The organism is Paracoccus acridae (assembly GCF_014642735.1).
GTDB lineage: Bacteria > Pseudomonadota > Alphaproteobacteria > Rhodobacterales > Rhodobacteraceae > Paracoccus > Paracoccus acridae.
Window position 1 is genome coordinate 80,579 of the sequence record NZ_BMIV01000010.1, and the last position, 11,469, is coordinate 92,047.

Genomic DNA, 11,469 nt, shown 5'->3' on the forward strand with positions numbered 1-11,469 from the left:
TAAACATCCCTTTTGCCAAGGTGGCAAATTCGGCGTAAAAGCGGGGATGACAATGATTTGCGTCCACCGAAACAAGGCCCATGATGTATACACACCAAGACCTCGCCCGTTTGCAGGCCCAGTCTCTGAAGATGCAGGGCTGGATTCGGCGGCAGACCTTCAGCCCGGACAATGAGAAGACCCTTCGTCGCTTCTCCAGTTGGGAGGTGGCCGAGCTGATCTTCCGCATGAACCAGTCCACCTTCCGCGGCAAGCTGGCCGCTGATCCGAACCTTCCCCTCGGGGAAGTCGAGGAGGACGGCCGCCAGCGGTGGTTCTCTCTGGACGAGATCAACGAACTGCGTCGGCGTGTACGGGTCAACAAGAAATCCCTGATGCCGCCACGCCCCGCCAACCGGCGCGCCTTCCGTGCAGCCATCGCGAACTTCAAGGGCGGCGCGGGCAAGTCCACGGTCGCGCTGCACTTCGCCCATGCCGCGGCCCTGGATGGCTATCGCGTCCTTGTGGTCGATTTTGATCCGCAGGCCACGCTGTCCCATTCCATGGGCCTGAACGACGTGGGCGAGGATCACACCGTCTGGGGCATCATGGCCCGCGATCTGGAACGCGAGACCGACCGCATGAACGCCGCCGCAGCCGGTGCGGAATCGGGAACGGCCCTGCCCCAGCGAAAGCTGCCGGCCTCGATCCGCGACATGGGTCTCGGGTCGTTGCGGCCCGGTGATTTCATCAAGCAGACCGCCTGGCCCACCATCGACATCGTTCCAAGCTGCGCCAATGCGGCGTTCGTGGAATTTGCCAGTGCCCAATATCGGCACCTGAACCCGGAATGGACCTTCTTCGGCGCGGTGTCGCGGTTCCTGGATGCCTTGCCGGACGACGCCTATGACCTGATCTTGTTCGACTGCCCGCCTGCCATCGGCTATCAGTCGATGAATGCCGTCTTTGCGGCGGACATGCTCTATATTCCCTCGGGTCCCGGCTACTGGGAATACGATTCCACCACCAGCTTCATCGGCCAGTTGGCCGAGGCGCTTGAGGATCTGTCCCATGGCTTCGAAAACTTCCCCACGGGGAAGATCGCCTTGCCCAAGGCATTCGCGGACATTCGTTTCCTGATGACTCGGTTCGAACCGGCCAATGAACTGCATCAGGCTATGCTGGGCGCTTTTCGCCAGGTCTTCGGCGAACGCATGGCGCAACATCCGATCGAATTGACCCGCGCGGTGGAGCAATCAGGGCGTTTTTTGAGCTCGGTCTATGAAATCGACTATCGCGAGATGACGCGGGGAACCTGGCGGCGGGCCCGAGCCACATTCGACCAGGCATATGAGGAATTTCGGTCGCATGTCTTGGCGGCCTGGGCCAAGCTGGAGGACAAGGCATGAGCCGCAAGCGTCGCATGTTCGATATCGAGGTTCCTGTCGAGGAGCCCGAAACCTTCCCGGCGGGGAAGGAGGATGACAAGCCGCAGCGTCGCGGACCCATGGCCACGGCCATCGCCGAAACCGTCGAATCCACGAGGGATCGCGCCCGCCTGGAAGCAGAAATCCGCGCCGAAAACGATGCCTTGGCACAGGAACATGTCAGGTTGAAGCGGGCAGGGCTGATCGTCGATCTGATCCCGCTGGATGCGATCGACACGCACAAGCTGATCCGCGACCGGGCGCCCGCGGCCGACTTCGAACTGGCAGAACTGGTGCAATCCATCCGAGACATCGGTCTGTCCAATCCGATCCGGGTTGAGCCGGGCAGGGAAGGGCGCTTTGAGCTGATCCAGGGATGGCGCCGCCTGTCGGCCTATCGCCAGCTGCTGAAGGAAACCGGCGATGCGGAAACCTGGGGCCGCATTCCTGCCGGCATCGCGGCGCGAGGCGATGCCCTTGAACAACTTTACCGCCGCATGGTCGATGAGAACATGGTCCGCAAGGATATTTCGTTTGCGGAAATGGCGCAGCTTGCCTTGCATTACGCGATGGACCCGCATACGGCCGAACATGATCCCGATCGCGCCGTCGCAATCCTGTTCAAGTCGGCGGGATATCAGAAGCGCAGCTATATCCGAAACTTCATCCCCTTGGTCCAGGCTTTGGGAGAGGTGCTGCTCTATCCTCAGGAGATCCCGCGTGCATTGGGTCTGGCCCTAGCGCAGCGCCTGGCCGAGATACCGGGTCTTGCCGCCGCCATCGCCGCCGAGTTGAAGGACTGGGACACCCGTTCGGTGAAGGATGAACTGGACGTCCTGCGCCGTTTCGCGGGGCAGGGGCCCGACGCATCCGAAGACGCGCCGCCTGTCAAGGCGTCCGGTCCGGCGACGCCCGCCGGCCGCGCTAAGACCACTTTCCAGATCCCGAGGCCGCAGGGCAACGCGAAATGCATCGCTGCCAACGGCTGTCTGGAAATCCGCTTGCCGCGTGATTTTTCAGCCATCGACCGGCGCAGATTGGAGGCGGCGGTTGTGGCGCTGTTGGATCAGATCGGCTAGGGCAGGTGCCATCTTCGAGGCTTGCGCTGATCGTCATCACTCAACGCCCGTCTCAATTTATCCGCGTCAACCGGCTATAATGCGGATCAGTGTGTTCACGTTGAACAGCACCGGTGACGACGGCGTATGCGTTGAGCAAGGCAGGGCAGGGGGCCTAGTTTGCATGTCAAGCCTCGTACTAGCAAGGTCCCGATGGGACCTTCGCAGGTGCGGTGGCAGCATTCCTCCGGTCAGGTCCAACGCGCTGCAGTGCGGCGTGACGACAGCAAGAGGTTCGTTTCCGATGTGACGACGCCATCCTGGTTGCGGATCTGGCGCAGCACCTCGTCCAGTTCCGCAAGGGAAGCGGCCGAGATTTCGACGATCAGGTCCCACTTGCCGTTGGTCGAATGCACGGCCGAGACCTGTGCCATGCCCGACAGGCGTGCCATGATGCGGTCGCCGCCCCGCCCCTCGATCCCGATCAGCACCAGACCGCGCACGGGGGCGTCCGACACGTCGCCGCGCGTAATGGCGGTATAGCCGAGGATTTCGCCACGCGCCTGCAGACGGGCCATCCGCATCCGCACCGTGGCGCGGCTGACCCCTAGGCGATCCGCAAGATGCTGGACTGAAGCCCGGCCGTCCCGACGCAGGGCCGCGATCAACCGCTGATCAAGATCGTCCACTTTGGAAAGTCCCTCTGCCCGATTTGACCAGTTTTAATGCCGAACCAACAGATTGTCCAGTTGTGGCTGGACCGTTTCGTCCAGCATCCTGCCAAAAACGGCCGCCCGACCTGTTCATGTGTAAAAGGAGACCCGCATGAACCCGCCTTCCCGCCAGGCTCTTGTTCCTTTTGTCAGCGTTGACAACATGATGCGGCTTGTCTTCATGTAGGGGTAGAACGCCTGATGGTCGAACTGGCCGATGCCATCGAGGCCGACTTCCGCCGCTGGCCGGAATTCGACAAGACCCCTCGCATCGCCAGCCATTCCGATATCGGCGTGATCGAGTTGATGCCCACTTCGGATGGTCAGCAATACGGCTTCAAATACGTGAACGGCCATCCGGGCAACATGCGCCGGGGCCTGCAGACCGTCACGGCCTTCGGCGTTCTGGCCGATGTTGCCACCGGCTATCCGGTGATGATGTCCGAAATGACGATCCTGACCGCGCTGCGAACCGCGGCGACAAGCGCGATGGCCGCGAAATGGCTTGCCCCGCGCGACGCCCGCGTCATGGCGATGATCGGCAATGGCGCACAGGCCGAATTCCAGGCCCTGGCGATGAAGGCCGTCTGCGGCATCGAGGAGGTGCGGCTTTACGACATCGACCCTGCCGCGACGCGCAAATGCGCGGCGAACCTGGCGGGCAGGGGGCTGAGGGTGGTGTCCTGCAACAGCGCCGAGGACGCGATCCTTGGGGCGCGGATCATCACGACCTGCACCGCCGACAAGCAATACGCGACGATCCTGACCGACAACATGGTCGGCGGCGGGGTGCATATCAACGCGGTCGGGGGCGACTGTCCCGGCAAGACCGAACTGGCCCCGGCCATCCTGCATCGCGCCGAGATCTTCGTCGAATACCCGCCCCAGACCCGGATCGAGGGCGAAATCCAGCAACTCGGCCCCGATCATCCCGTGACCGAATTGTGGCAGGTCATTGCGGGCGAGGCGCCCGGCCGGACCGACGCGGCGCAGGTGACGCTGTTCGACAGCGTGGGCTTCGCGATCGAGGATTTCAGCGCCCTGCGCCATATCCACCGCCGCCTGCGCGGGACGGGGTTCTTCCAGGACCTGGACATGATCGCCGATCCCGACGATCCCCGCGATCTGTTCGGCATGATCTGCCGGGCCGAGGGCGCGCAGGCCGCCTGATGCCGGCGCCGCCCCTGGTCGGGGCGGCCCTTCCGGTCACGCAGCCTGCGCGGCCAGAAACCCCCGCAGGCGTTCGGTCCGGGGGTTGCGCAACACCTCGCGCGGGCAACCCTGTTCGGCGATGACGCCCTGGTCCAGGAAGACCACCCGGTGGGCGACATCGCGGGCGAAGTTCATCTCATGCGTGACGACGATCATGGTGCGGCCTTCCTCGGCCAGGCTGCGCATGACGAGCACCTCGCCCACCAGCTCGGGGTCAAGCGCACTGGCCGGTTCGTCGAACAGCATCAGATCCGGCTCCATCGCGAGGGCGCGGGCGATGGCGACGCGCTGCTGCTCTCCGCCGGACAGGAAGCCGGGATAGGCGTCCTTCCGGTGCGCCACGCCCACGCGGGACAGATAATGGTCGGCCCGCTCGCCTGCCTCGGCACGGCTCAGGCTGTGCTTAGGCGATCATGCCTGCACCATAAAGAGCAAGGCCGAGCCCCGCCGCCCCCACCAGCACCGTCGCCATTCCCAGCTTCAGCCGGAACACGGCGATCAGGGCAAGCACGGACAGCAGCGCCGCCAGCCAATCGATGCTGCCCGGAACCGGCAGTTCCAGGGACAGGGGCCCTGCCTCGATCCGCTGCACCTCGCGCCAGATGACATGGACCGCGAACCAGATCGCCAGGTTCAGGATCACGCCTACGACCGAAGCGGTGACGGCGGTAAGGGCGGCGGACAAGGCCCGGTTGGACCGCAACCGCTCCATGTAGGGGGCGCCCAGGAAGATGAAGGCAAAGCAGGGGGCGAAGGTGACCCAGGTGGTCAGCAGACCCCCCAGCGTGCCCGCCAGAAGCGCATTGTCCCAGCCCGCGCCGCGGAACGCCCCAAGGAAGCCCACGAACTGCAACACCATGATCAAGGGTCCGGGCGTCGTCTCGGCCATGCCGAGGCCGTCCAGCATCTCTCCGGGGCGGAGCCAGCCATAGGTTCCCACCGCCTCCTGCGCGACATAGGCCAGGACCGCATAGGCCCCCCCGAAGGTCACGACCGCCATCTTCGAGAAGAAAACGGCGATCTCGGCAAAGACATTCCCGTTCCCCAATGCCAGGACCAGCAGGACGACGGGGACCAGCCACAGGATCAGCGCCGCACCGCCCGCCCGGATCGCGCCGCGCCGTGCTGCGGGGGGCATCTCGGCCATTTCCTCGCCCAGAAGCGTATCGGCATCATCGACATGGGTGCCGCCGACGGCTCCGTGCCCTCCGCCTGGGGAGAAGGCGCGCAGGCCGCCGCGCGCGCCAAGATAGCCGATCAAGGCGGCCGTCAGCACGATCAGCGGAAAGGGCGCGTCAAAGGCGAAGATCGCCACGAAGGACAGCACCGCCAGCAGGCGCATGGCGTTGTTCTTCAAGGCCCGCCGGCCGATGCGGTCCACGGCTTGCAGCACGATGGCCAGGATGGCGGCCTTGAGGCCGAAGAACAGCGCCTCGACCGGGCCGACATCCCCGTAAAGGACATAAAGCCAGCTGAGGGCCATGATCGCCACCACGCCGGGCAGGACGAACAGCAACCCCGCGATCAGGCCACCACGCGTGCCGTGCAGCAGCCAGCCGACATAGGTGGCAAGCTGCTGCGCCTCGGGTCCGGGCAGAAGCATGCAGAAGTTGAGCGCATGCAGGAAGCGGCCGTCGCCGATCCACCGCTTTTCCTCGACCAGGATCCGGTGCATGACGGCGATCTGGCCAGCCGGGCCGCCAAAGGACAGAAGCGCGATGCGTGCCCAGGTTCGGGTCGCCTCGGCCAGCGAAGGATGGGGGGGATGCAAGGTAGTGCCGGTGGGGTCGTCCCCTTGGCCCTTTTCCGGCGGTGTTCCTGGATGGGTCATGGCGCGGCTCCTGCCTCGGCACTGGGCCAGTTTCGGGTCTCGTTCGTGGCGTCCGGTGCCCGGCGACACAGGGCGCCACCGATCAGAATCCCGCCCTTCGGTCGTTTCAGGTCGTCGGCATGGATGCGCGACAGGCCCAAGGATGCGGCGACAAATCCGGGCGGGTGGTATCGGCACCCTGCACCATGCCGTCCGGCCGGTCCAGATGCCGCAGAAGGACCGAATCCTCTGGCATCGCGTCAAGGCTGCACAGCCTGCGGCATGGCTGAGGAAACACGCCCCCGGCGTTGGATGACCTTCACGGTGACGTTTTGAAGGTTCCGCAACAACGCCCGTTCAGGGCGTCAATCAAGGCGATCCGCGGCAGCAGCGCGGTCCATCATCGCCTTGATGGCGCAAAGTCGATCGTGCCTGTCCAGACAGGCGCCCCGAACGCGGCCTTGTCGCAGCGATCGGATGGCAGAGGCCGAGGCCTGCGACACCGCAACTGTCCATCCGGCAGCGGCCTTGCCGAACCTTTGCGCCGCATCGACTGGACCTTGGTTCGATCCGCAGCGGCTCGCGCGGTGCTTTAATGCAGGGGTGATCAGCGGCCATGGGGCCGGTCAAGGAAGGAAACACGTTCATGCGACTGCAAACATCATTCCTGCGCCATTCGGCAAGATCGCGACTGATGGTGCTGCTGTTGGCCGGGGCGGCGATTGCCGCGCCTGTCACGATCGACTTTGCGCCCGGAAAGGGACCAACGCTGTCCTTTGCCTTTGCCCAGGCTCGGGGCGGCGACGACGGCGGCGGCCATGATGGCGGCGGCGGCCGGGGCGGCGGCGATAACGGAGGGGGCGGCGGCCGAGGCGGCGACGATGGCGGCGGACGCGGAGGCGATGACGGCGCGGGTCACGGGGGTGGTCATGGCGGCGGTCATGGCGGCGGCCACGGACGTGGCGGCGATGACAATGGCGGCCGTGGACGTGGCGGCGATGACCGCGCCGGGGATGACCACGGCGGACGCGGCCGGGGCAGTGATGACGGCCCCGGCGATGACCGCGGCGGGCGTGGACGCGGCGGGGACGACCGCGGGAAGGACGATCGTGGCGGCCGGTCCGCAGGTCGTGGCGGATCGGTCGGCAGCCCCCCGGATGCAACCCCTACGCGCTATGAACGCTCGGACCGCGGGATCGAGGTGACCTATTCCGACGGCTGGCGCGAGGAGGTGGAGAACGGCCGCTACGAACTGAAGGATGCGCAGAACCGTACGGTGGTCGAGCGTCCCGCCACCCGGCAGGACTACAACCGCCTTGGTGCCATCGCCCGCTGAGCAGCGCGCGAACGACGGATCGAGGGGCGATGGCGTTAGCCGTCGCCCCATCTGCGCTGTGCGAGGATCGCGGCTTCGGTCCGGTTGCGCAGGTGCAGCTTTTGCAGGATCTGGGTCATGTGATGCTTGATGGTGCGTTCCTGCAGATCCAGCCGGCGCGCGACTTCCTTGTTCGACAGGCCTGCCGAGACAAGGCGCAGGATCTCCTCCTCGCGCGCGGTCAGGGTTGAAAGCGGATCGGGCGGGGCGTCTTGCGGCTTGTGCATCCGGGTCAGCATCCGCGCCGCCAGGGCGGGGGCCACATGGCTTTCGCCCTCCATCAGGCGTTGGAGGATGGCGACAAGTTCGGTCCCGCCGATCCCCTTGAGAAGATAGCCCCGGGCCCCGCCTTCAAGGGCGGCAAAGACGGCCTCGCTGTCTTCCGAAACGGTCAGCATGACGGCCACCGGCGCGGGTTCAAGCCGCGCGATCCGTTCCAGGGCCCACAATCCGCCCTGCGGCATCGACAGGTCCAGAAGAACCAGGTCCGGTGCCAGGCGCGACGCCTGCTCGACCGCTTCGGCGCCGGAGGCGGCCGTGCCCGCCACCTCGAACAAGGTGCTTTCCGCCAGGGTCCGTGCAACGCCTTCGCGAAACAGCGGGTGGTCGTCGGCGACCAGAACGCGGTGCCTTGTCATGTCTCCACCTCCATCCACAGTTCGGTCCTTCCATTCTTGCGCTCAAGGCCGAAATGTCCGCCCAGGGCCTCGACCCGGTCGCGAAGTCCGCTGAGCCCCAGGCCCGGGACACTGTCGGGGGTCGGTCCCGGACCCCGGTCCTGCACGACCAGCCGCAGGTTCGACCCGCTTCGGGACAGAACCACCCCCAGTTCCGCGCCGGGAGCATGGCGGGCGGCGTTGTTCAGGCCTTCCTGGGTGAAGCGGAACAGGCAGACCTGCAATGCCGGGGTCATGATCACCGTGCCGTCCAGGTCGACCATCAGAACCACGACCTGACCATGGCGGGCCTGGTGCGCCGCGACCGCCAATTCGACGATCTGCCGGGCCGACATGTCGGCGATGTCGGGCAGCACCAGCCCGCGCGAGATGGACCGGATTTCCGACATGGCTTGCGCCAGGGCATCGCGCAACTCGTCCAGTTCCGGCGCCGCTGGCCCGATCGCACGGCCAAGGGCATCCACCCGCAGGCTGGCATAGGCCAGATACTGGGCCGGGCCGTCATGAAGATCCGCCCCGATGCGGCGCAAGCCCTGTTCGGCCGTGATCGCCGCGCGGGCCGCGGCTTCCTGCACGCGTCGGCGCAATGCCCCGTTATGCGAGGACAGCCTGTGCAGGTTTGCCAACTGACGGTCGAGATCGCGGCGCTGCGCCTCGATGGTCCGGCTGCCTCCATAGACGATGGCGTAAAGCAGCAAGCCAAGCGCCAGCCCCGCCCCGCCGACCCAAAGCAGCGCCTTGTTGCGCGCGGCGACAAGGTCGGCCTTCAACGCGGGATCGGCGACATAGACCTCGGCCACGGCGATGATCTCGCCGGTCCAGTCGGCGCGGATCGGGCTGTAGATCTCCAGAAGCGGCAGCCCGAGCGCGTGTTCCGCTTCGTCCTCCTCCTCGGCATCGTCCTCGAATGTCGCGGCGACCTGTCCGGCCCAGGCCTGGCGCAACTCGTCCGAGGGCGGGAAGGTCTTTCCGATCAGGTCCGCGTCCGAGGCTTCGATGACCAGTCCTCCGGGGCGCCAGATCTTGTAGGACAGGATGCGGTCGCCCATCGAGGTTGCGGGCAGCACCTCTTGCAACGCGCGCCGGATGGCCGGAGAGGGAGCCTCGTCGCCGATATAGCCTTCGACCAGCGGATGCAGGAAGCTTTCCATGTAGAAGGCTGCGGCGGTCGCCGTGTTGCGGACGACGACGCGCTGGATCTGCTGGACGATCAGGCGGGGCAGCTGAGCCTTGCCGATACGCTGGCAGGCAAGTCCCGGGACCCGGCCATCGGGGACGTGATGCAGTTCCGCGTCGTGGGCCAGGTCGAAAGCGTGGATGCACCGGGCAAGATCCATCGGGCCACGGACATCGATCGCAGCGTCGTTCCGGCGAAACTGACGGATGTCATCCCGATCCAGCAGCCGGTGCGCGAACGTGTTATCGAATTCAAGGGCGCAGACGGCGAACTCGACAAGCTGACGGGCGAGTGCTTCCCCAGTTGCGGCGAAAAGGAGCGTTTCGGCTATACGCTTCGGATCAACGGCGAATCGAACCATTTCCTGAACGCCAACCGGATTTCGATGCTGATCCCCCGACCCGGAGAGGTGGAGCATTGGACCATCATCAATGGCGGCGGCGGCTGGGATCACCCGATGCACCTGCATTTCGAGGAGGGCCGGACCATCAGCCGGGGCAGCAAGGCCCTGACCGCGCTGGAACATAACTCGCGCAAGGATGTCTGGCGGCTTGGGGTGAACGGCAAGCTCAAGATCCAGGTGCGCTTCGGCGAGTTCGGCGGCGCCTATGTGACGCATTGCCACAATACCGTCCACGAGGACTGGGCCATGGTGATGCGCTATGACATCCTGACCGACCAGAAGAACGACAAGGTTTCCCAGACCCATCGGTCGGTCATCCCGACGCCGAACCCGTCCCCGAACGGGGTCACTTATGTGACGCCGGAAATCCTGCCGGAAGGGAACCCCTTCTCTCGATCCTTCCGCCCGTTCCCAAGCGGCCGGATCTAGGACCGGGCGCGTGTCCCCACGCGCGGGCAAGACAGCCGGACCGCCACCCGCACGGGCGGTGGTCCGGAACCTTCCTGATGGTGGACAACAGCCGGGACGGTTTTGCGTCGCTGGCCGCTTGAAAGGGCAGATCATGTCAGAAACATGCCGATCCGTTTGGGGCCGTATCACACGGATGCGCCGCCATCTGCTTGCCTTGGCCTGCGCCGCGACCTTGTCGGTGACAGCGATCGGCCCTGCCAAGGCGGAATGGGACGGGTCCTACTTCCCGAATGTCGAACTGGTGAACCAGGATGGGGTGACGCTTCGTTTCTGGGACGACCTTCTGCGCGACAAGATCGTGGTCGTGAACTTCGTTTATACCGATTGCCCGGACATCTGCGGGTTGTCGACGGCGCGAATGGCCCAGGTCGTCGATTGGCTGGGCGAACGGATCGGCAAGGACATCTTCGTCTACTCGATCTCGCTCGATCCCGGAACCGATACGCCGCAGCGGCTCAGGGATTATGCAGATGCGTTCGATGCGCCCGACGGGTGGATGTTCCTGACAGGCAGTCCCGAGAACGTGGACATCGTCCGCTTCAAGATGGGAGAGCGCAGCGAAAGCCTGGCCCAGCATCGTTCGGACATGGTCATCGGCAATGCCGCGACAGGGGAATGGCGCCGCGCGTCGCTGATGGGCAGCCTTGTCGTCCTGACCGAGGAAATCCTGTCGCTGGACCCTGCCTGGACGCTCCCACCCGCCATCGCCTCCCTGGAGACCATCACCCCAGGGCAACTGGTCATCAAGGACACGCCCGGAGAGGGGCTGTTTCTCAGCGCCTGCGCGGCATGTCACACCGTGGGCGAAGGCATCCGCGTCGGACCCGACCTGTCCGGCGTGACATTGCGCCGGGACCGGGAATGGCTGAAAGCCTATCTGAAGGTCCCCAACCGGATGCTTGCCCGGAAGGACCCGGTGGCAGTGGAACTCGACAAGGCCTTTCCGGCCGTGCGCATGCCGAACCTGCAGCTCAACGACACCGACGTCGAGGATCTGATCCATTACCTGGCGGTGCAGACGGAGCTGCTGGGCCAGCCGCAAGAGGTCGCCGAGGCGGCGGGTCATGACCATGCCGACCACTCCGGTCACGGACAGTCCGGTCACACCCATGCGGATGGGCATCAGCACGACCATTCCCACTGATTCCGAGCAGTATTCTTCGGCTA

10 protein-coding genes and 2 pseudogenes are annotated in these 11,469 nt (G+C 65.3%); 7 read left to right on the forward strand and 5 right to left on the reverse strand.

The features are described from left to right. The first annotated feature begins 83 nt into the window (after positions 1 to 83). Together IEX25_RS14215 and IEX25_RS14220 are read left to right on the forward strand one after the other, a co-directional pair. A complete protein-coding gene (locus tag IEX25_RS14215; protein ID WP_103174066.1) occupies positions 84 to 1,388 on the forward strand; it encodes an AAA family ATPase in 1,305 nt (434 codons plus the stop codon). Continuing rightward, positions 1,385 to 2,485, forward strand: a complete 1,101-nt coding sequence (locus IEX25_RS14220; RefSeq protein WP_188715792.1) for a ParB/RepB/Spo0J family partition protein — start codon at positions 1,385 to 1,387, stop codon at positions 2,483 to 2,485. The genes IEX25_RS14215 and IEX25_RS14220 overlap by 4 nt, the downstream gene beginning before the upstream one ends. A 230-nt stretch (positions 2,486 to 2,715) precedes the next feature. On the opposite strand, the gene IEX25_RS14225 is transcribed toward IEX25_RS14220, so the two are convergent. Next, on the reverse strand, positions 2,716 to 3,153 hold the full coding sequence (locus IEX25_RS14225) for an Lrp/AsnC family transcriptional regulator (protein ID WP_103174079.1): 438 nt from the start codon (positions 3,151 to 3,153) through the stop codon (positions 2,716 to 2,718). A 136-nt stretch (positions 3,154 to 3,289) separates the two neighbouring features. Between IEX25_RS14225 and ocd the strand changes: the two are divergent. Beyond that, a pseudogene (ocd, locus tag IEX25_RS14230) lies at positions 3,290 to 4,347 on the forward strand (ornithine cyclodeaminase). Between the two features lie 36 nt (positions 4,348 to 4,383). Here the strand turns inward: ocd and IEX25_RS14235 are convergent. Next, positions 4,384 to 4,791, reverse strand: a pseudogene (locus IEX25_RS14235) (amino acid ABC transporter ATP-binding protein); the annotation flags it as partial. Position 4,792: 1 nt separating this feature from the next. Further along, on the reverse strand, positions 4,793 to 6,220 hold the full coding sequence (chrA, locus tag IEX25_RS14240; protein ID WP_188715794.1) for a chromate efflux transporter: 1,428 nt from the start codon (positions 6,218 to 6,220) through the stop codon (positions 4,793 to 4,795). Between the two features lie 761 nt (positions 6,221 to 6,981). Here chrA and IEX25_RS14245 point away from each other — a divergent pair. Continuing rightward, positions 6,982 to 7,404 (forward strand): hypothetical protein, encoded by a 423-nt coding sequence (locus IEX25_RS14245; RefSeq protein ID WP_188715796.1) that lies wholly within the window; start codon positions 6,982 to 6,984, stop codon positions 7,402 to 7,404. Beyond that, positions 7,401 to 7,535, forward strand: a complete 135-nt coding sequence (locus IEX25_RS20320) for a hypothetical protein (RefSeq protein ID WP_256388155.1) — start codon at positions 7,401 to 7,403, stop codon at positions 7,533 to 7,535. The genes IEX25_RS14245 and IEX25_RS20320 overlap by 4 nt, the downstream gene beginning before the upstream one ends. Positions 7,536 to 7,570: 35 nt before the next feature. Here the strand turns inward: IEX25_RS20320 and IEX25_RS14250 are convergent, their stop codons facing one another. Beyond that, on the reverse strand, positions 7,571 to 8,212 hold the full coding sequence (locus tag IEX25_RS14250) for a response regulator (protein ID WP_103174071.1): 642 nt from the start codon (positions 8,210 to 8,212) through the stop codon (positions 7,571 to 7,573). Continuing rightward, positions 8,209 to 9,588: a sensor histidine kinase gene (locus IEX25_RS14255; RefSeq protein WP_229665252.1), complete on the reverse strand. Its 1,380-nt coding sequence runs from the start codon at positions 9,586 to 9,588 to the stop codon at positions 8,209 to 8,211. Before IEX25_RS14255 ends, IEX25_RS14250 begins: the two co-directional genes overlap by 4 nt. Between IEX25_RS14255 and IEX25_RS14260 the strand changes: the two genes are divergently transcribed. Both IEX25_RS14260 and IEX25_RS14265 read left to right on the forward strand, forming a co-directional pair. Next, on the forward strand, positions 9,532 to 10,260 hold the full coding sequence (locus IEX25_RS14260; RefSeq protein ID WP_229665253.1) for a multicopper oxidase domain-containing protein: 729 nt from the start codon (positions 9,532 to 9,534) through the stop codon (positions 10,258 to 10,260). The genes IEX25_RS14255 and IEX25_RS14260 overlap by 57 nt on opposite strands. A 175-nt stretch (positions 10,261 to 10,435) precedes the next feature. Continuing rightward, on the forward strand, positions 10,436 to 11,446 hold the full coding sequence (locus tag IEX25_RS14265) for an SCO family protein (protein WP_158248095.1): 1,011 nt from the start codon (positions 10,436 to 10,438) through the stop codon (positions 11,444 to 11,446). Positions 11,447 to 11,469 lie beyond the last annotated feature (23 nt).